Here is a 19,472-nt window from a genome sequence, read left to right on the forward strand (position 1 = left end):
ATGATTTTTAGAGCCTTTTTAGTTGGGAGTCTAATTGCTTTTGGAGAAATTATTAATGGCAATTTTCGCGTTAGGTATCTCCAGAAAAAGTTTGGCCGCCGCAAAGGAAAAAATATTAGCCTCTGCTCAGGAATCTTTCTTTTTACCTTGATTGCCTACTTTTGCTTGCCTTGGATCAAGCCTCAAAATCTGCTTGAGTGTGCTGGCATTGGCTTGATTTGGGTTATGGTGATGTTGTCTTTGGATGTGTACTTTGGCAGAGTTGTATTTCGATTATCATGGCAAAAAATTGTGGATAATTTCAACCCACTCAAAGGTAATTTTTTAGGCATTGGTATGCTTGTTTTGTTGTTTTGCCCAAGCGTAATATTTTTACTCAAGTGATCTTTTAAAAGCGGCGATCGCCTTTTTCTTTCACTAATGAGGCATTCCCCATTTAAAGATTGCCGATCCCCAAGACAAGCCCGCCCCAAAGCCAGAGGTGGCCACCGTTTGACCCGGTTTGATTTCTCCAGCCCGCACCGCTTCATCGAGGGCAATGGGAATCGAAGCCGCCGAAGTGTTTCCATATTCCTGGAGATTGGCAATTACCTTTTCTGAGGGCAGTTTTAAGCGTTTTGCCACGGCATCAATAATTCGTTGGTTTGCTTGGTGGAGAATGAGCCAATCAATATCTTCTGTGGTGAGACCTGCCCGAAATAGGGTTTTTTCAATCACTTCCGGCACTTTCGCCACCGCAAACCGATAGACCTCGCGCCCATTCATGGTGATTGCTCGATAGCCACCTTTTTGAATTGACACATCATGGATTAAATATTTGGGATGCCCGCCGTAGGCAAGATTCAAGCATTCATTTTGGCTACCGTCGCTGTACATTTCAAAGCCGAGCAACTGATCCTGGGGGCTGCTCTGACAGACCACGGCCCCAGCGCCATCGCCGAATAACACACAGGTGGTGCGATCGCCCCAATCCACCCACCGGGACAACACATCGGCACCAATCACAACAATTTTTTGAAAGGTGCCTGTGCGGAGATATTGGGCTGCGGTGACTAAGCCAAAGACAAAGCCAGAACAGGCCGCCGTCAGATCAAAGGCGGTGGCATTTTTCGCGCCGATCAACTGCTGCACTTTCCCGGCACTGCCAAACAAATCATCCGGTGTGGAGGTCGCCAGGATAATCAAATCAATTTCTTCTGGGTGTAAATGGGCCGCGGCGATCGCCTTTTTTGCCGCCTCTGCCGCCAGTTCACTCAAACTACTATCTTCTGGAAGTAAATGACGATTTGCGATCCCCGTTCTCGTGCGAATCCACTCGTCTGAAGTCTCTACCAACTGACTCAGATCATCATTATGGATGACTGCTTTTGGTGTGGCAGAGCCACTTCCTGTAATGGCAATACCTGCCCCATCAAATTTCAATGCTCGACTCCCTTCCTTCCTCGGAGATGATTCATCTGATAGTAATTCATTCACTCGCTTTTTTCTATCATGGCACTGGATGCCACTTCAGAGAGTGTGGTGGTGGAGTTCGTTTGCTGCTCAAGCAGAGCTTGGTGTTCCTCCGTGTAATTTTGAATCCGTTGGATTACCTGGTTGTCAATTGCTTCTTTGGCTAAACGAATTGCATTAAAAATAGACGGCGCCTTCGAGCTACCATGGCTAATGATACACACCCCAGCCACTCCAAATAGCAGTGCGCCACCGTGTTCTGCATGATCAATGCGTTGCTTAATTCGCTTCAGGTTTGGAGTTAATACCGCCGCCCCAAGTTTGCCCCGCAGACCACGGGGTAATTCTTCTTTTAAGATTTGTAGGAGCACTGCGCCGACTGATTCTGCAAACTTTAGGAGGATATTTCCCGTAAAACCATCGCAGACCACCACATCAAACTCACCGGACAGCACATCCCGTCCTTCAGCGTTCCCCTTGAAAGGAATTGCAGGGTTACTACTCAATAGTTCATGGGTTTTTAGGGCCAGTTCGTTGCCCTTGGAAGGCTCCTCACCAATATTCAATAAGCCCACCTGTGGTTCCCGGTTCCCCAGGACATACTTGCTGTAAATAGTCCCCATCAGGGCAAACTGCTCCAGATATTTCGGACGACTATCGACATTCGCTCCCACGTCGAGCACGATCACCGAGCGTTCGGGATCCAAGGTCGGAAATACAGCCCCGATTGCAGGCCGATCAATGCCCTTAATGCGACCTAATTTCAAAAGAGCCGCAGCCATCGCCGCCCCAGAATGCCCCGCTGAAACGACGGCATCGGCTTGTTTTTTACGGACAAGCTGCATCGATAAATTAATTGACGCTTTGGGCTTGCGCCGAATGGCCACGAGGGGTTCTTCGCACATTTCCACCACTCCTTCGGCTTCTACCACATGGAGAAACTGGTTGGCTGGAGATGAATGTTCGTCTAAATACTTTTGAATGCGGACAGGGTCACCGACTAGAAAAACTTCTACATTGAGTTCTTCTACGGCTCGGATCGCCCCAGCAACGATTTCGTCTGGAGCATAATCTCCCCCCATAGCGTCTACGGCTATTTTTGCGCGTGTCGATGACATTTTTATCAGGAATAGAAGCCTTCAACATATTACCAGAAGCCTGTTGGGTCACTGAAGTCACGGCTGAGAAGATTTTGATGTTGATATCATTGACCCAAATTTTGATTGTGATTTTGCATTGACGGGGATCAATGGGGGTTTACGGTATGTTAAATGGGTTAACTTTGGGGATTTTGGTTTTTTTGGGCTTTTTTCAGCAAGGGGATGGCATGGATTTGGCGATCGCCCCCTATGCAAGCTTGCAATGGCAAGAAGCGGGCCTCTTCGAGATTCGCTACCAACAGGACACCAATACCCAAACCATCGTGGATCGATACTTAACGCAATTGGATTCTGGCGGCAAAGATCCGGCGTTACAGGGCATTTGGCTAGAATCAGCCTGGTCAACCCTGGGGAGCCACCAGGGAAATCAACCGTTGTCGGCGGCCTCGCTAACGAAAATTGCGACGACCCTAGCGGCCTTGGAGCAGTGGCCGTTGACCCATCGTTTTAGCACCCGTGTTTACACAACGGGGACGGTGGCTAATGGTCTAGTTCAGGGAGATTTGGTTATTGAAGCGGGTGGCGATCCTTTATTTGTTTGGGAAGAGGCGATCGCCCTGGGCAACGCCCTAAATCAAGCGGGAATTCGTCAAATTGAAGGAGATTTAATTATTGTCGGTGACTTCATGATGAATTATGTCGCCGAGCCTGCCACCTCTGGAGACAGTTTGCGCCTCGCCCTTGATCAACGCGCCTGGAACGACGCCATCGAAACCCAATATCAACAGATGTCACCGCGTCCGTCTCGTCCCCAGGTGGCGATCGCCGGAAAAATCCTCACTCGCCAAGCCCTACCCGATGGTGCAACCCTCGTCCTTAGCCATCAATCCTTAACCCTGGCCGACATCCTCAAACAAATGAATCTCTACAGCAACAATGCTGTGGCCGAGGCGATCGCCCAAAACCTAAACGGTGGCCCAGCCATGGGAACAGACATTGCCCAAAGCCTAAATATACCAACTTCAGAAATCCAGCTCATTAACGGATCTGGCCTCGGCGTCGAAAACAAAATTTCCCCTCGGGCTGCCGTAGCAATGCTCCAAGCCATCGACAGCAAACTCCAAGGACAACCCTTTACCGTATTCGATCTCCTACCCATTGCAGGCCAAGATCGCGGCGGCACCGTCAATAACCGCACCATTCCCCCAGGCATCGCCTTTAAAACGGGCACCCTCAACCAAGTCAGTGCCCTCGCTGGGGTTATGCCAACCCAAACCCAAGGCAATGTCTGGTTTGCCATTATCAATAACGGCACCTGGGACGTTAGCGGCTATCGACAACAACAGGATCAACTCCTACAAACCCTAAGTGAGCAGTGGCCGGTAATTCCCCCCGTTGACTCAACTCAAAAATCTCCCCCAGACTATTTCGGCAATCCCGAACGCATTCAAGGCAATTAAAAACCAAAGATCCAATCATTACTTCCAAAATTCTAAGCCGAGATAAAAAACTGTCCGAATAATGCCGAAACACTTACCTATCAAGATATTTAGGCGCCTTGCAATGAAACTAATGTCAAGTTAATTTTTCCCGGAGAACTACTCTAGTGGCTTTTCGGGTATGTCAAAATTGTGGAGGACTACCGAACAGAGCCCGATAACGCTTAGGCAGTACAAAATATGATGGAATGGCATCTGACCGACGCCCAAAGTTTAGCCCTCATTGATCGCGAAATTGGCAAACACTCCTTTTCCCCTGCCGAATATGAAATTGTGCGTCAGGTCATTTACTGTACCGCTGACTTTGAGTATGCTCAACTGATTCACTTTTCAGAACATGCCCTCCAGGCTGGTGCAGCGGCCCTGGCCGCTCGCGGTACGATCATCGTCGATGCTCCGATGGTTCGTGTCGGCATCACAGAACAGCTTCAAAATTCCTTCGCCAATCCCGTTTACTGTAGCGCCGATACCCTCACCCGCCCCCAGCGGGAAAAGACAAAAACCGCTTGGGGCATGGAAACCCTGGCGCGCCGTTATCCAGAAGCAATTTTTGTCATTGGCCAATCCCAAACCGCCCTGTCTAGTCTGGTCACTTTAGTCAAAAAAGGCATCATTCGCCCTGCGTTGGTCATTTTTACCCCTGCGAATTTTCTGACAGGCACAGCGCCCCAAAAGTATTTAGAAGAAGCGGCGATTCCACACATTTGCATGCAAAGTCGTAAAGGTGGCGCGACCGTTGCCGTGGCGATTATCAATGGTTTGATTAGTTTGTCATGGAAAGCCTACGGACAAGATGTAGGCGAAAACCCTTGAAGGAGAAGAGTTCCAGCCCTGTTTTCGTGTCAATCTTCAAAGAAATTCCCCTTCAAGCAAGTAACAAAACGTTGCAAGATATCTGCACTTTTGTTAAATTAAGTATCAACTGGTTGACTAGAAAACAACTATATACGTCAAGATTCTTCTGAGGAAATAAATTATGGAAAATCAAGAAAGCAAATTTGGTTTTAGCGCCTTCGCTGAAAACTGGAACGGCCGCCTAGCAATGCTCGGTTTCGTAATCGGTCTTTTGACTGAGCTCCTAACCGGAAAAGGTATTCTGGCACAACTCGGCCTCATGTAATTTCTGAGAACTGACGACATTCCAGGATCAGTTATCACAAATTGATTGTTAAAAAAAGCACTTAAAAGTCTGGGAGAGGATTGAATTCCTCTCTTTTTTTTTGATTATCCACCATGGTTGTTGTCCGCGATTAATAAAAAAAGCCTCCGTCTAATTGGTATCAGGAGGCTTGGTGGACAATTTTTTCAGTTGCAATAATGCCGCAGTAGTTTCGTCCTACACAACCGCAGGGGTTTTCTCGCGTGGTTCTTCGACGGTACGGAGGATTGCTGCTGCTGCTTGGCGACCGGAAATTGTTGCGCCTTCCATGCTGTCGATGTAGTCTTGCTGGGTATAGCTTCCGGCTAAGAATAAATTGTTGATGGGCGTCGCTTGGGCTGGGCGATACACATCCATGCCGGGGGCTTCTCGGTAAAGGGACTGGGCGAGTTTGACGACATTTGACCAAGTCATATTGAGCTCTCGGGAAGAAGGGAAGAGTTTATGTACCTGGGCCAAGACGTGCTGGGCGATTTCTTCATTGCTCTTTTTGATAAATGGATCGCCGGGCGTCAAAACCAATTGCATAAGAGAACCTTCACCTTCTTTGTAGTAATCGGCGGGACTGGCGAGAGCTAAATCGGCAAAACAGGAAAAATCGGCTTGGTGGGTGTAGAGCAGATTATCAATACCGACCGCTTCTTGGAGTTGTTTACGTTTTTCGGGGTCGTTGAGTTCTGTTACCCAACCGTCAAAGCGTAATTGCACAGTGGCGACAGGCACAGCTTCGAGGTTGTAGATGTTGTCAAATTCCGACCATTGACGCCAAGCTTCGGGAATAATGCGCTGGATACCAGGGATATCAAGGGCAAAAACATAGGTATCGGCGGTGATGGTCTCGGTAGTTTCACCGTTGTTAATGACGAGACCATCAATTTTGGGTTGTCCTTCTAGGGTGTAGTGGATATCGGTGAGCCGATGGCGGGTATGAATTTTGGTGCCCCGGGCTTCGAGGTAGTTGACGATGGGTTTGTGGAGATATTCGTGGGGAGAGCCTTCGAGCATCCGCAGCACTGAGGCTTCAGTTTTTGCGGCGAAGAACATGAAGATGGTCAACATGCAGCGAGCGGAGATATTTTCGGTGTCGATAAAACCAAGGGCGTAGGCGATCGGATTCCACATTTTTTTCAGACTGCCGTCATTACCGCCATGGCTCCGGAACCAATCGGCAAAGCTGATTTTATCGAGGTCGCGGATCGTTTTCATGGCTCCGTCAAAATCAACGAGGCCACGCACAATGGGACTCGTCCCTAGGGCTAGGGAATTGGCGGCTTTGTCGATCGCCGAAAGTTGAGAAGAAGTAAAGAATGCTTTGAGACCATGGAAAGGAGCACCGACGGGAAAACGGAAATCGAGTTCGCCAATTTTGCCCCCTTCGTTAATGAATTGGTGGGTGTGTTCCTTGAGGCGGAGGTTATCACCGGCACCGACTTTTTCCATCAGGGCAAATAGGTTGTAGTAGCAACCGAAGAAGACATGGAGGCCCATTTCGATGTGATTGCCGTCTTTGTCAACCCAACTGCCGACTTTTCCACCGACAAAGGGGCGAGCTTCAAAGATTTCGACTTCATGGCCTGCATCGACCAGTTCAATGGCGGTGCTGAGTCCGGCGAGGCCTGCTCCAACGATTGCTACACGCATTACTTTTGTCCTACGGTTTGATTCTCAAAAAAGTATTAATTATTGTAAACGATTGGTGGGGGTCTCTTCGGGGCGATCGCCTTTCTTTCTGGTTGAATCGGTGCAGGTTCAGGAAAAGTTCAAGTCAGAATGTTTAAGATATTCAACAGAAAATTCGGGGTCACAAGACGGGGAGTTTAGGGTAGAGACAATCAAGAAGGTTTTGGCCCATTACTTTCCCCACTGATTCGGGAGGACCCCCCATGCAGACGGCAGATAAAAACAAACAACTTTTTAAAATTCTTTTTAGTGCCGCTTGGATCGACGGCGAAATCCAGGTAGAAGAACGTCAATATCTCCACCAAATTGCGGATCAAAAAAACCTCTCCCAAGATCCGGATATTCGGGCTTTGTTATGTGAGGCGGTTCCCGTCAAACCAGAGGATTGTTACCGTCTCGTTGAAGAATATATTGATGACCATACCAACGAGGCGGAATACCAAGAACTGCTCGATGCGGTTAGTCACATGGTCTATAGCGATAGTCAAATTGAAACGGAAGAGGCAAAATTGCTTAATCGCTTGCAATCTCTAGCGCCGGAGTCCCAGCACGCAAACTCTCCTTTTCAGCGGGTGATCAAGTCCATCCAAAAACTCTACAAAGGGGCGATCGCCGAGATGAACTAACCGAACCCTGCCACGCCGGGGAGTATGTCAAAATAAGGTCTCTCCTTGTGCTGTGAACCTTACCTTCCATGTCTGACTTGTTAGCCCAACTCAACCCCTCCCAACGTCGTGCTGTTGAACATTTTTGTGGGCCACTCCTGGTGGTGGCCGGGGCTGGCTCAGGCAAAACCAGGGCCTTGACGTTTCGCATTGCCCATTTGATTCGCAACCACCGTGTTGATCCAGAGAATATTCTGGCCGTCACCTTTACGAACAAGGCTGCCCGCGAAATGAAAGAACGGGTAGAACTGCTCTATGCCCAACAGCTCGCAGAACTGCAACATGGTAAACCCCTGGGAGGGCTGCCGGAGTTTGAGCAAAAAAAATTGCGATCGCAGGTTTACAAGCAGGTGACAAAACAGCTCTGGATTGGCACGTTTCACAGCCTCTGCGCGCGAATTCTCCGGTACGACATCAACAAATATCAGGACGAACGGGGCCGCACCTGGCAGCGCAATTTCACGATCATGGACGATAGCGACGTCCAAACATTGATCAAACGCATTGTCACCCAGCAACTGAACCTAGACGATAAAAAATTCAATCCCCGCACCATCCGCTATCAGATTAGTAATGCCAAAAACCTCGGCCTTACCCCCAATGACTATGCCCGGCAGCAGGGGGGTTACAAAGGCAAAGTGGTCGCGGAGGTTTATGAAGCCTATCAAACGGCCTTGGCGGCGAATAATTCCCTCGATTTTGATGATTTAATTCTGATTCCGGTGCGGCTGTTCCAGCAAAATGAATCGATCCTCGGTTATTGGCACAGTCAATTTCACCATATCCTGGTGGATGAGTATCAGGATACAAACCGGATTCAGTACGAACTCATTCGTTTGCTGAGTACCAATGGTGAGACAAACCAGGCCGCTTTGGGCTGGAATAATCGCTCTTTGTTTGTGGTGGGGGATGCAGACCAGTCCATTTATTCATTTCGGATGGCGGATTTCACAATCTTGCTGGAATTCCAAGAAAATTTTGGCGATCGCCTCCCCGATGACGAGACCCAGACGATGGTTAAGTTGGAGGAAAATTACCGCTCCCGGGAAAATATTCTGAAAGCCGCCAATGCCTTGATCGAGCAAAATAGCCAGCGCATCGATAAAGTGCTCAAGGCCACCCGGGGCGCCGGAGAAGAAATTTATTGCCACAAGGCGGACAACGAAAATGAAGAAGCGCGGTTTGTTTTAAATCAGATCCTTGGTCTGCGGCGTAAGAATCCAGAACTCGACTGGGGCGACTTTGCGATCCTCTACCGCACCAATGCCCAATCCCGCCCCTTTGAAGAAGCTTTAAACAGATGCAATATCCCTTATCAAGTTGTTGGAGGGTTTAAGTTTTATGACCGTAAAGAAATTAAAGACGCTTTAGCTTATTTGAAGATAATTGAAAATCCATCTGATTCAATTAGCCTCATGAGGGTGATCAATACCCCAAAACGTGGTATCGGCAAAGTAACTATTGATAACCTCAACAATGTTGCACAAGAGTTAGGTTGTCCTTTATGGGAAATCATCAATGATGAAACTTCTGTAGCAACAGTTGCAGGTCGTTCAGCTGGCAGAATCAATCAATTTGTTGGCTTGATTCAAGAAATGCGGAATCTTAAGAATGAATTATCTGCTGCCAAAATTCTAGAAAATGTTATGGAGAATTCAGGATATCTGGATTCTTTAAAACAACTTCCCCAGAGTGAAGCAGAAGAAAGAACAAGAAATATTGACCAGCTGTATGGCAAGGCTGCCAGTATAGCGGAAGAAAATGAAGATAGCTCATTAACTACATTTTTGTCAGATGCCTCTTTGAGCACTGATTCTGAGAGTGATCACGATGAAACTCAAAAAATTTCCTTGATGAGTTTACACGCAGCGAAAGGTTTGGAATTTCCGGTGGTCTTTTTGGTAGGGCTAGAGCAAGGGCTATTTCCCCATACCCGCTCCTTAAATGATCCCGTTGCTTTAGAAGAAGAACGGCGGTTGTGTTACGTGGGTCTGACCCGCGCCCAGGAGCAATTATTCCTCAGCTATACCAGGGAGCGGTATATGTGGGGTTATCGAGAGCCTGCCGTTGCCTCGCAATTTCTCGCGGAACTCCCCCAGGAGTTGGTAACTTCCAATGGGCGATCGCCGGCCCCAATGCCCCCGAAGCAGGAACCCAAAATGATGTCCATTAGCCAGAAGCAACGCTCCCAAAAAAGACGGGAACGACAGGCCGCCCGCACCGAAGTGGCCCAACAAAAATGGGACATTGGCGATCGCGTCCACCACAACGTCTTTGGGGAAGGGGAAGTGATTAAAATTTTTGGGGATGACAAAAAGACCAACCTGGCGATCCAGTTTCCCAATCTCGGTAAAAAAATCATTGATCCCCGGGTGGCCCCGATGAAAAAGCTTTAAGTAGATACCAAATTAAAAAAGATTATGATTGCCCTCAGTGACCATTCATACCTAACTCCAGAAGAATATCTCGCCTTTGAAGCCGCCAGTGATATCCGCCACGAATACGTCGATGGTGAAGTTTACGCCATGGCAGGTACAAGTAAAAACCATAACCTGATCAGTGGGAATCTTTACATCCTCCTGCGTCGCCATCTGCGAAACTCCGGCTGTACGACCTTTATGGCTGATATTAAAGTCAAATTACAAACAGGTCGGCGGTTTTTCTACCCCGATCTCGTGGTAACGTGCGATCCAGAAGATGGCACAAGCGAACTGTTTGTGGAGAAACCGAAACTGATCATCGAAGTGCTTTCCCCCTCGACGAAAAGTTTTGATCAAACTGCTAAATTTTTGTACTATCGCACCCTGCCCAGCCTAGAAGAATATTTACTGGTTGGCACAGAAAGCCCCTTTGTGCAATGTTTTCGCCGACAGACCCAAGACATCTGGACAGTACAAATTTACGAAGGGCTTGGGGCGATCGCCCATTTAGAATCCTTTGATCTTGATGCCCCCCTCACGGACATTTACGAAGGAGTAACCTTCACTGCGCCAACTCCGTAGCGATGGTCACACAGTCCCTTGAGAACCGTTCCCCAAGGGGGCAGGCCTATCGATTATCATGAATGTCGAGCGGCAAACGCAATTATCCCCAGCCCCCGAACCGCACTTTTTGGAAGAGGAGAATCTCCGCATGGCAAATCAACCCTGGCAAACCGATGACAATCACGATCCCCTTGGGGCTTTTTTAGATGAACTGACTGATCCAGAGGTAGCCGAAGCGGAATTTCGGAGTGATTTTTTCCAGGGATTAGGGGGGCGTCGCAAAAAGTCAGCCTTGATGCTCAGTTTCATCTGGGCGATCGCCTTTGTCCTGCACAGTGTGAGCTGGGGGTCAACGGCGGTTTTGGGGGCTACGGGTCTGCTTTTGATTCAGGCGATCCGTTTGGTTAGCGCCCAGCCTGATCCTCAACCCCAACCCCTAGCTGACGAGGATTTAACCACTGCACCCATCGTTTCCCTCATTGTCTCGGCGAAGAACGAAGAGGCAGTGATTGGGCGTTTAGTAAAAAATCTCTGCCAATTGGATTACCCGACGGCGAAATGTGAGGTCTGGTTAATTGATGATGCCAGCACCGACAAAACGCCCCAGATCCTCGATCAATTGGCCCTGGAATACCCCCAGTTAAAGGTGGTGCATCGCCCTCCCAATGCCGGTGGTGGGAAGTCAGGTGCCCTCAACCAAGTTCTAGCCCAAACCCAGGGCGAAATTATTGCCGTCTTTGATGCCGATGCCACGGTACCGCCGGAATTTTTGCGCCATGTGGTGCCCCTCTTCGCCGATGAAAATGTGGGAGCGATCCAAGTCCGGAAGGCGATCGCCAATGAACCGCTAAATTTCTGGACGAAGGGTCAAGCTACAGAAATGATCCTCGACAGTTATTTTCAACAACAACGGATTGCCCTGGGGGGCATCGGTGAACTGCGGGGCAATGGTCAGTTTGTGCGCCGTTCTGCATTGGATCAATGTGGTGGTTGGAACGAAGAAACGATCACCGATGATTTGGATCTCACCATCCGCCTTCACCTGGACAATTGGAAAATTGGCTTTTTGCTTAATCCCGCTGTTAACGAAGAAGGAGTTACCAAGGCGATCGCCCTCTGGCACCAGCGCAGCCGTTGGGCCGAAGGGGGTTACCAGCGCTACCTCGACTATTGGCGATATTTCTCGAATAAGCGCCTCGGCTTTGGTAAAAAAGTCGATCTCTTTTCCTTTATTTTGATGCAATATTTGCTCCCCACTGCGGCTATCCCTGACTTTATTTTTGCGGTACTGAAGGGCCATTTACCCGTCCTGATGCCAATGACGACCCTCGCCCTTGGCCTATCCCTCTGGGCAATGGTGCAGGGAAATATGCGTGTCTATCACGAGTTGCCCTGGACTTGGGCGAAGGTCACGAAAATTTTTACGGCCTGTGGTCTGACGATGGTTTATATGCTCCACTGGATGGTCGTGATGCCCCTGACTACGGCCCGGATGTCGGTGCGCCCCAAACGGCTCAAGTGGGTTAAAACCACCCACCAGGGAGAAGAAGAAAGTTTTGTTTCTCAGACTTAGTGAATTTACAGGAAATAATTAACCATTGAACGGAGTTAACCCTCCGTTTTTTTGTGGGTGATGAGGGTTTCGAGGTACCGCAAGGTCAACAGACAAGGGACAATACTCACTGCCCCCGCCAGCCAAAATCCATGGGCGATCGCCGGCACCTGATCCAAGGCCCAACCGCCGATCGGTGGCCCAATTAAATAACCAATGGCCCAACATTGGGAATTCAGTGCGAGGTAAACACCCCGTTGGGAGGCTGGGGCGAGATCAACCACTAAAGCAGAAGCGGCTGGGGTATAGGCATCGGTGGCTAGGGCTAAAATCCCCAAACTGGCGATCGCTCCCACCAATGCCGGAATTGCACCAATACCCGCTCCCCACATCACCGTAAAGCCTATTCCCCACAACAGGAGAGAAACCATCAGGGCATGGGGTCGGCTCAAGCCATTTAAACGCCGGGCAATGGGCAACTGACAGACGGAAGCAAACACGATATGCCAGGCAAACAGGCCACTAATAACCTGGGGAGAAAATTCAATGAAGTTCGTGAGGTATAGGGGCGCGGTGCTTTGGATCTGGGCGATATACAGCGTAAACATCACATTGACCGCCATATAAATTACCAGCCGTTGATCCTGGAGGGCCGTTAACCAGCTATTACCTTCAGCTTGGACATCCTCATGGCTTTGGTAGGTTTCGGCGATCGCCACCCAGATCACCCCAAAAAACACCACAAAACTGATGCCATCGAGGACAAACAGCAAACGATAATTTTGAATCGTCGCAATGATCAAGCCCCCCAGCATCACCCCTGTACCGAGGCCAATGTTGTCCGCCAGGCGCACCAGGGCAAAGGCTTCATTGCGCTGACTACCGCTGGTTAAATCTGCCACCACCGTTTCTGTCGCAGGCCAATACAAACCGATCCCCAAGCCCATTAACAAATTTCCCAACACCAACAGCCAAAACGTATCTGCCGTTGCCAAAGCCACATCGGCGATCGCCGAAACCCCTGCGGCAGCCAGCAGCGTTTTTTTGCGTCCCCAGGCTGGATTATCCGCCCCTGTTCCCCCTAAAAAACGGCCCACAACCCCCGAAACCGAGGCACTCCCTAACGCAAGGCCCACCTGGGTCGCTGATAGGCCCACCTGATTTACGAAAAAGATTGGCGCATAAAAGGCAGTGAACCCGGTGCCAATCTGGGAAAGGAGTCGGCCTGCTGCGAGGATCCAGATCTGGCGATCAAGGCCCAACAGCCAAGTTTTTGATGCATTACCCATGAAATTTTTAAATTGCGCTTAAATGTTGACCGTGAAATCTATTGTTCCCTGAGTTGGAAATCGTTTTCAGTGGGGTGAGGCAGGCCCAACGCCTCGGTACGGACATCGTTGATCAGCTGATCTAAAACCGGGAACGTGCGGGGATAACCACTTCCCAGCCCCAACAGTGACAGGAGACGAAACGTCTGGAGATCATCGGGACGCAACACCGTATCCACCGCTTCAAAATCCTCACTACGGTAAAGCAGTCGAGAGGCTAGGCGCTCACTACCGACGGGTTTGGCAAGTTCGGCAATCTGCTTCAGCCATGCCTGGAGCGTCACCCCTTCGGCACGGCGGGAGGTCAGGAGATAGGTTTGGGAGTCTTCTGCATCGGCTTGTTTGAGGTTTAGATTTAGATTAAAGTCCGGCTGAAACCAGGCCTTGAGAATGAGCCAACGGGTATTATTGTCTGGGTTTTGGGCAATTTGTTGGTCGATAATTTTCAGGGCTTGTTCGGGTTGGCGATCGCCTAAAATCAATGCCTGCACCATCGGTGAAAACTGACTGAGATGATCCCGGTGGGGAATCGGCAGACTATGCCACCAAGCCAACCAAGCCATCCGTTCCTGGAGGGTGATGATGTAAGGATCTTGGGGATCAAGACGTTCAAGTAGCTCCTGGTACAAAGCGAGGGACGCTTCGACAGCCTCCACCCGCACCGCCGCAAAGGGTTCTTGTTCCCATTGGCCGAGGGTCATGATATTGGGGTCAACTAAGCCCTGGAGCGCAAAGGCGGCGATCGCCTTTTCCCGTTGATCGGCCTGGAGGTAGGTTTGACCGAGGAGAAAATAGCTGGGTTCTGCTTCCCGTGAGAGCAACTGGATGGCCCGTTCAAAGTATGGTTGCGCCAAGCTTGGGTCTAATTCCCGCAGCACAACCCCTGTATTAACGTTGGCATAGTAATCGTTGGGGATCAGGGAGTGGGCATCGAGGAAATATTCCGCCGCCAGTTCTGTGGTTTGTTGGTTGCTTTCTGGGTTATCCGTTGCCTGGCGCGTTCCCCACAGCCACAGGCCCAAGCGGAGGGGATAATTCACATTCCAGCCATTGAGGGCATAGGCGCGGTTCACTGCGGTAAAGGCTGCTTCCGGTTGCCCATTGGCCCAGAGGGTCTGTCCCCGCGAAAAAAGATACATCCCAGCACTGTAGGGCACCGCAACTAACAAGGCTCCCAGAAAACCAGCGAGGCTTCCTAAGCTCCACAAACGACGCTGGGGAATGGGCAAGGGCTGGGGAGTGGCTTCGTGTAAAACCTGATCCGCAACGCTCAGTAGCAGCACAATCGTTAAAGTCAGGGTAAGGCTGATCGGGATATTTTCTAATTGGTAATCGGTGAGGGTCGCCATGGCGTAGGCAAACCAACCGCCCCCTAAGCCGTAAAGTAAACGTTTAATTTGCGGGTTATCTGTGTGGTGATGGATACGATGACCGAGCCGAATTAGCTGCACCAAGACAAAGGCGATCGCCACCCCACCAATTAAACCCAGTTCTCCCAGGAGTTGGATCGGATTGCTGTGGAGTTGTTGGATGTGGGCGGCGCCGGAGCCGACATTGATCGGACGGTAGAGGTTATATTCCCGGGACATAGTCCCAGGGCCGACCCCCGTTAAAGGGCGATCTCGCAAAATATTTAAGCCTGCCTGCCACATAAACAAGCGGTCTTCGGTTTCCCCATCCACCTGAAACTGCACCGTTGGGAGGCCATCGTTGAGATCAATTTGAATCAGCCGCTGCACCCGGGGATGTTGTAACCCCGCTGTCACCATGATCCCCAACAGAAATAGGGCAATGGTGCCGGAGATTAAACGTTTTTTACCTTTTGTGCGGCCAATAACGAAGGCGATGGTGGCGATCGCCCACAAAAATAACCCCACAAATCCCCCCCGAGAGGAGCAAGTGTAGAGGAGATAAAGCAGGGGAGTGCTCAGCACCAAGAGTAAACCCCGCATTTTTCCCCGGTGGGCAAGGGCAAAGCTCAAGATCATCGGCAACACAAGGCAGAAATAGGCCGCCATAAAGTTGTGATGGCCCAGGGGAATGGAGTTGCGTTCTAGCTCGCCATTGGCCATTAGCCAACCAATCAGGCTCACGAAACTGATCCCAAAACCCAGCCCCACAAGGCCCCGCCATTGATTTTGCCAAGTCCAAACACCTAGGCCGCCAAGGTTCCGGAGACCGTAGAGGACAACGCCATACCCGGAAACAGTGACAAGATTAAATAGGGCAACCCCTTTAAACGGCGCAAATACGGTGGATAGTCCGCAGGCGATCGCCACCGCTAAAATGCCCCAATCCAAACCATAGCCTAGGGGACGAAAAGGCAGCTCAAATTTCCGGAGCATCACCAAGAGGGCAAAGCCCAACAGTAAGAATCCCCCCTGCCAGAGTAAGATCCAAGGGAAGGCGGCCATGAGGTAATAACTCGGCGGCAAAAAACATAAAAAAAATCAAGAGTGCCAAGCCCCCGCAGGCGAGCCAGCGTCCCGTTGTCATCTCAGCAAAAGTTTTCATCTATCCCCGTTAATTCGTCGATATTACGCAAAACATGAGTTCAAACTGATTGTGTTTTCCTCGGCACAACCCCCATCGCATTTTCTCATTGGTGCCCCTGGTTCTGGCAAATCCACCTTTGCCCAGTGGTTGCGCCAAAGTATGCCCCAGGCTTGCTTAATTTCTACCGATGGGATTCGGGCGCAATTGTACGGCGACCCAGGGATTCAAGGGGATTGGCCCACCATTGAGGCGATTGTGCTACGGCGGCTGCACCAGGCGATCGCCCAGGGAAAACCTGTCATTTATGATGCCACCAACTGCCATCAACCCTGGCGATTAGATTTTTTAGAAAAATGCCCGCCCATGGATTGGCTGGCTTGGTATTTCGCTTGTCCTTTAGGGATTTGCTTGGCCCGCAACCAAAGGCGATCACGCCAGGTTCCCCCAGAAATTATCGAAAAAATGATCCACGATCTCGAAGCCGCGCCACCCCAGGCCCAGGAAGGCTTTCTGGAAATCATTACGCTGCCGGATTTGCAACCAGAAACCCTTAAGGCCCTGAAAAAACAGCAGCTTCAATATCTCGACGGCTAAGGGAATATTTAAACGAACGCTCAATGTCAGAACCATCAGCCCCCGCTTTGAGGTAGGACACCGCCAGCTCTTCGATTTCGAGGCGAATTTCTGCTTGCCAACCAGGGCGGCCGACTGTCCAACAGTGGAGATTTTGGGGATCTTGCTCGCAGCCCATCTCCCGGAGCCACTGCTCAATTTTGGGGAGGGGATGGTTGTAGAGGGGGCTATCAAGGGAAGGCATCGTGGACATGGTTTTGGTAGAGGGTGATTGGCTTGGCTCAAAAGGCCACAGTTCAGTCTACCAATTTCTTTTGGCTGGCAACGGCACCGCGACGCTAGAATAAGCCTTCCAAGTTCAGGGTTTGGCGGCTTATGCCCAAGGCGATCGCCAACAATACACAACCGACAAAAGTTAAACCCATAATAAAAAGTGCGAAAATTTCCCCCGCCGAGAGGGGCCGATCCGTCGGATCTAGATAGGCAGAATTTGAATAACCACGCTCTCCCTGTTCATTTTGCAAAGGCTGGATCACACTATAGCGAGAAAACCCAATCTGCAAATCGTAAAGCGATCGCCGCTCCGGACTACTTAAAATGCCGTAGGCTTCATTGAGGCGTTGAAATTTTGCCGTGGCTTCCGCTTCCGGTAACACCGTCGTATCGGGGTGAAACTGCTTGCTAAGTTCCCGGTAACGTTGGCGGATTTCTAGCGGTGATGCCGTCGGTGATAGGCCCAAAAGACCATAATGACTCTGGGCAATGCGTGTTTTGACACTAAGGACTTTTTCGGTGGTGCGAGACCGTTGGGAAGAACGAGCCATCGTGAACAAACCCCAAAGACTTGCCCCATATTTTATCGTTCTCTCTCCCCAGAGGTAATGTGGTAGTAACAGACAAAAGGCGATCGCCCTTTCGCCATTTTCCCTTGTCCCTTGCCCTGCATTCTCCGACGCCCCATGGGATTCCAATCCATTGATCATCTCCTCAACCATCTGCTTGACCAACCCGCCTGGGCGCACCAAAAACGTTTTACAGCCGTTAATAAGCGTTGGCAAAAGATCCTGCCGAAAAAAAGCCTGGCGAACAGTCATCCCATTCGGATCATTGATGACGTTTTGTGGGTCGCCACCCCCAATCACACCTGGTCACAGCATCTGAATCTCCAGCGCCGCCGCCTGCTGGCCCAGCTCAATGCCCAACTAAACCCTCCCCTCAAGGATCTCCGATTTTCTACCGTCCATTGGCACCGACGGCCTGCCTATTCCCCCCTGGCCGCCGACCCAAATCTCCCCCATCCGAGCCAGATCCCCCCTCGTCCAGACCAACCCCAGCGCCCGGATACTCGTCAAACAAATCAAGATCCCCTCGAAGCCGCACGCCACTGGGCCGAAACCCAACAGCAACTCTTCGCTGGGTTACCTGCCTGTCCCCGTTGCCAAAGAGCGACGCCCCCTGGGGAACTACAACGGTGGCAGGTTTGTAGCTTTTGTATTGTGCAGGTTTGGCAGGAACAACAACCCTTAGGTTTGGGCCTTCCTCCTGAATCTTCAGCCCCGGAAACTTCTACCGAGCCAGAAAGTGCTCCCCCTGGGAATGATCCCTAACTCACTTTTTGCAGGCAATAAAGCAAAGCGCCGGAATCGCAACTGTTGAGCTGTGGGAATTCTGAAATGTTCGGTAAAAATATGGCGATCGCCAAGGTTTTTTGGACGTAATCACTGGCTTATTTTATTTTTCTGGGGGAATACAGAGAAAAAACATCTTGATTGTTAAATGATCCCCATAGTGAATTGACTGCGTTTTTGCCATATCTTAGAGGGTTACAGGCACATATACCTATTTAAAATTACTGTTAAGAAGTTGAAACATCAAATATAAAAAAAACAAACTTTAATTGTGCCTTGATCCGGGTTAATCAAGGGCAGGGATTAAGCTTCAGGGGATCTGGTGATCTGGGTAACAGTCACATAATGAAAACATAAATAAAATTTTTATGACATGGGGTCCCTAGGGGAGCGTTTATGAAACCGCAAAGTTGCTCAGTCTCCACTTGTAAGCATTGTCGTTGTTTTCAGGCTGAAGGGCGTCGTGGCGGCATCTGTAAACGCTTCGAAACGTTTGCGGCAGGGGACTGGACAAGCTGTCCCTTTGCACTCCCTATTTTTGAAGACAATTGGGAACCCACAACGGATTTGGTATTGCTCGAAAAATCTTTTTCGTTGGAATGTGTGGCCCAAAAAGTACCAACGGCGATCGCCCCGCTGCCAACGACCTATTCTGAGATTCATCCCCAATAGTCGGGATTGGCTCTCTGGCCGACAAAGAAATGGCTTTAAAAACAAAAAATTGATGGCAAAAAACTTAGCATGGGCAACCATGCTTTTTTACTGGTGTTGTTCAGCGAAAAAATAACGGCGATCGCCCCCGTGGTGTAAAAATTAATTTTGGGAAATACTTTTATTTTTTGTTGGTAAAACTTAATATTGTTTTAAGAAAAATTATCGGCAATTAGGGTATTTGAAGGGGATTTTTGTTGTTGCGCGAAGAGCCGAGATCTCCTTTAAAAAGGAAAAAATCAGCGCCAATTCACAAAAATCGCTAAAATAGGGCCAAGAGAAACAGGTATCAGGTGACACGATAACCGTTTCCCTCTGTACCCAGACTCATCTACTGTTTTTTTAATCTTCCGTGACTATGCTCCAAGACAGTCTCACCATCCGCTACTATCAACGCTTAACGGACGCCATGGTAGAACTGTGGCGCAGAGGCAACCGCTATGAAGATATTCGTCAATACATGGACGGTTATATTGCCTGTCTTCACCACACGGGAGCCCTTGAAGTGTATAAGATTCACCGCTTAGAAGAAGAAGTTTTTCGTTTTCTGCGGGATCCATCAAATTTTGAGATGGCCTACCCCCAAACCCAAACGGAAACAGATTTTTATTATTAGAGTCACCCCCTAAGGCTGCACCTTTGGCT

The 19,472-nt window shown here is 49.7% G+C and carries 19 protein-coding genes; 12 read left to right on the plus strand and 7 right to left on the minus strand.

What is annotated here, in order from left to right; translation table 11 throughout:
* Positions 1-384 (plus strand): hypothetical protein (locus tag AACR41_RS15075; RefSeq protein ID WP_030005800.1); only part of this gene is annotated, 384 nt, incomplete at its 5' end.
* Positions 385-417: 33 nt separating this feature from the next.
* On the opposite strand, the gene AACR41_RS15080 is transcribed toward AACR41_RS15075, so the two are convergent.
* Together AACR41_RS15080 and plsX are read right to left on the minus strand one after the other, a co-directional pair.
* Complete coding sequence (locus tag AACR41_RS15080) at positions 418-1,422, minus strand: beta-ketoacyl-ACP synthase III (RefSeq protein ID WP_030005801.1); 1,005 nt, start codon at positions 1,420-1,422, stop codon at positions 418-420.
* A 50-nt stretch (positions 1,423-1,472) separates the two neighbouring features.
* Positions 1,473-2,570 (minus strand): phosphate acyltransferase PlsX, encoded by a 1,098-nt coding sequence (gene plsX / locus AACR41_RS15085; RefSeq protein WP_030005802.1) that lies wholly within the window; start codon positions 2,568-2,570, stop codon positions 1,473-1,475.
* 146 nt (positions 2,571-2,716) lie between these two features.
* On the opposite strand from plsX, the gene AACR41_RS15090 reads away from it, so the two are divergent.
* The 3 genes from AACR41_RS15090 to AACR41_RS15100 all read left to right on the plus strand — a co-directional run bounded on the left by AACR41_RS15090 (position 2,717) and on the right by AACR41_RS15100 (position 5,171).
* Entirely contained in the window at positions 2,717-4,012 is a 1,296-nt protein-coding gene (locus AACR41_RS15090; RefSeq protein WP_045441395.1) for a D-alanyl-D-alanine carboxypeptidase, read from the plus strand.
* A gap of 222 nt (positions 4,013-4,234) precedes the next feature.
* Positions 4,235-4,864 (plus strand): precorrin-8X methylmutase, encoded by a 630-nt coding sequence (locus AACR41_RS15095; protein ID WP_030005804.1) that lies wholly within the window; start codon positions 4,235-4,237, stop codon positions 4,862-4,864.
* A gap of 163 nt (positions 4,865-5,027) precedes the next feature.
* The gene (locus tag AACR41_RS15100) at positions 5,028-5,171 is read left to right on the plus strand and encodes a high light inducible protein (RefSeq protein ID WP_030005805.1); all 144 of its coding nucleotides are present in this window, start codon (positions 5,028-5,030) and stop codon (positions 5,169-5,171) included.
* Positions 5,172-5,387: 216 nt separating this feature from the next.
* Here the strand turns inward: AACR41_RS15100 and zds are convergent, their stop codons facing one another.
* Complete coding sequence (gene zds, locus AACR41_RS15105) at positions 5,388-6,851, minus strand: 9,9'-di-cis-zeta-carotene desaturase (RefSeq protein WP_030005806.1); 1,464 nt, start codon at positions 6,849-6,851, stop codon at positions 5,388-5,390.
* Positions 6,852-7,093: 242 nt separating this feature from the next.
* Between zds and AACR41_RS15110 the strand changes: the two genes are divergently transcribed.
* The 4 genes from AACR41_RS15110 (at position 7,094) to AACR41_RS15125 (ending at position 12,112) form a co-directional block, all read left to right on the plus strand.
* On the plus strand, positions 7,094-7,516 hold the full coding sequence (locus AACR41_RS15110) for a tellurite resistance TerB family protein (RefSeq protein WP_012306161.1): 423 nt from the start codon (positions 7,094-7,096) through the stop codon (positions 7,514-7,516).
* Positions 7,517-7,584: 68 nt separating this feature from the next.
* Positions 7,585-9,951, plus strand: coding sequence for a DNA helicase PcrA (gene pcrA, locus AACR41_RS15115; RefSeq protein ID WP_030005807.1), 2,367 nt, complete (start codon positions 7,585-7,587; stop codon positions 9,949-9,951).
* A gap of 24 nt (positions 9,952-9,975) precedes the next feature.
* Entirely contained in the window at positions 9,976-10,557 is a 582-nt protein-coding gene (locus AACR41_RS15120; RefSeq protein WP_030005808.1) for a Uma2 family endonuclease, read from the plus strand.
* 130 nt (positions 10,558-10,687) lie between these two features.
* Positions 10,688-12,112, plus strand: a complete 1,425-nt coding sequence (locus AACR41_RS15125) for a glycosyltransferase (RefSeq protein WP_030005809.1) — start codon at positions 10,688-10,690, stop codon at positions 12,110-12,112.
* Positions 12,113-12,147: 35 nt separating this feature from the next.
* Here AACR41_RS15125 and AACR41_RS15130 read toward each other — a convergent pair whose 3' ends face one another.
* Entirely contained in the window at positions 12,148-13,380 is a 1,233-nt protein-coding gene (locus AACR41_RS15130; RefSeq protein ID WP_030005810.1) for an MDR family MFS transporter, read from the minus strand.
* A 38-nt stretch (positions 13,381-13,418) separates the two neighbouring features.
* Positions 13,419-15,854: an O-antigen ligase family protein gene (locus tag AACR41_RS15135; protein WP_339367645.1), complete on the minus strand. Its 2,436-nt coding sequence runs from the start codon at positions 15,852-15,854 to the stop codon at positions 13,419-13,421.
* 130 nt (positions 15,855-15,984) lie between these two features.
* Between AACR41_RS15135 and AACR41_RS15140 the strand changes: the two genes are divergently transcribed.
* Positions 15,985-16,509: an AAA family ATPase gene (locus AACR41_RS15140; RefSeq protein WP_030005813.1), complete on the plus strand. Its 525-nt coding sequence runs from the start codon at positions 15,985-15,987 to the stop codon at positions 16,507-16,509.
* Here AACR41_RS15140 and AACR41_RS15145 read toward each other — a convergent pair.
* Positions 16,466-16,741 (minus strand): DUF3143 domain-containing protein, encoded by a 276-nt coding sequence (locus AACR41_RS15145; protein ID WP_030005814.1) that lies wholly within the window; start codon positions 16,739-16,741, stop codon positions 16,466-16,468. The two genes, AACR41_RS15140 and AACR41_RS15145, sit on opposite strands and share 44 nt — an antisense overlap.
* An 85-nt stretch (positions 16,742-16,826) precedes the next feature.
* The gene (locus AACR41_RS15150) at positions 16,827-17,312 is read right to left on the minus strand and encodes a J domain-containing protein (RefSeq protein ID WP_030005815.1); all 486 of its coding nucleotides are present in this window, start codon (positions 17,310-17,312) and stop codon (positions 16,827-16,829) included.
* A gap of 135 nt (positions 17,313-17,447) precedes the next feature.
* Here AACR41_RS15150 and AACR41_RS15155 point away from each other — a divergent pair, with 135 nt between their 5' ends.
* From AACR41_RS15155 to AACR41_RS15165, 3 genes are all read left to right on the plus strand, one after another.
* Positions 17,448-18,095, plus strand: coding sequence for a DciA family protein (locus tag AACR41_RS15155; protein WP_152550953.1), 648 nt, complete (start codon positions 17,448-17,450; stop codon positions 18,093-18,095).
* 417 nt (positions 18,096-18,512) lie between these two features.
* Complete coding sequence (locus AACR41_RS15160; protein ID WP_045441371.1) at positions 18,513-18,788, plus strand: hypothetical protein; 276 nt, start codon at positions 18,513-18,515, stop codon at positions 18,786-18,788.
* Positions 18,789-19,185: 397 nt separating this feature from the next.
* Positions 19,186-19,443 (plus strand): DUF6761 family protein, encoded by a 258-nt coding sequence (locus AACR41_RS15165; RefSeq protein ID WP_012306174.1) that lies wholly within the window; start codon positions 19,186-19,188, stop codon positions 19,441-19,443.
* Positions 19,444-19,472 lie beyond the last annotated feature (29 nt).

This window comes from Picosynechococcus sp. NKBG042902, from assembly GCF_963864045.1.
Taxonomy (GTDB): Bacteria; Cyanobacteriota; Cyanobacteriia; order Cyanobacteriales; family MRBY01; genus MRBY01.

Coding starts and splice junctions, on each gene's coding strand:
- plsX (WP_030005802.1), bottom strand. CDS start 2,570: ATGTCATCGACACGCGCAAAAATAGCCGTAGACGCTATGGGGGGAGAT.
- AACR41_RS15090 (WP_045441395.1), top strand. CDS start 2,717: ATGTTAAATGGGTTAACTTTGGGGATTTTGGTTTTTTTGGGCTTTTTT.
- AACR41_RS15095 (WP_030005804.1), top strand. CDS start 4,235: ATGGAATGGCATCTGACCGACGCCCAAAGTTTAGCCCTCATTGATCGC.
- AACR41_RS15100 (WP_030005805.1), top strand. CDS start 5,028: ATGGAAAATCAAGAAAGCAAATTTGGTTTTAGCGCCTTCGCTGAAAAC.
- zds (WP_030005806.1), bottom strand. CDS start 6,851: ATGCGTGTAGCAATCGTTGGAGCAGGCCTCGCCGGACTCAGCACCGCC.
- AACR41_RS15110 (WP_012306161.1), top strand. CDS start 7,094: ATGCAGACGGCAGATAAAAACAAACAACTTTTTAAAATTCTTTTTAGT.
- pcrA (WP_030005807.1), top strand. CDS start 7,585: ATGTCTGACTTGTTAGCCCAACTCAACCCCTCCCAACGTCGTGCTGTT.
- AACR41_RS15120 (WP_030005808.1), top strand. CDS start 9,976: ATGATTGCCCTCAGTGACCATTCATACCTAACTCCAGAAGAATATCTC.
- AACR41_RS15125 (WP_030005809.1), top strand. CDS start 10,688: ATGGCAAATCAACCCTGGCAAACCGATGACAATCACGATCCCCTTGGG.
- AACR41_RS15130 (WP_030005810.1), bottom strand. CDS start 13,380: ATGGGTAATGCATCAAAAACTTGGCTGTTGGGCCTTGATCGCCAGATC.
- AACR41_RS15145 (WP_030005814.1), bottom strand. CDS start 16,741: ATGTCCACGATGCCTTCCCTTGATAGCCCCCTCTACAACCATCCCCTC.
- AACR41_RS15150 (WP_030005815.1), bottom strand. CDS start 17,312: ATGGCTCGTTCTTCCCAACGGTCTCGCACCACCGAAAAAGTCCTTAGT.
- AACR41_RS15155 (WP_152550953.1), top strand. CDS start 17,448: ATGGGATTCCAATCCATTGATCATCTCCTCAACCATCTGCTTGACCAA.
- AACR41_RS15160 (WP_045441371.1), top strand. CDS start 18,513: ATGAAACCGCAAAGTTGCTCAGTCTCCACTTGTAAGCATTGTCGTTGT.
- AACR41_RS15165 (WP_012306174.1), top strand. CDS start 19,186: ATGCTCCAAGACAGTCTCACCATCCGCTACTATCAACGCTTAACGGAC.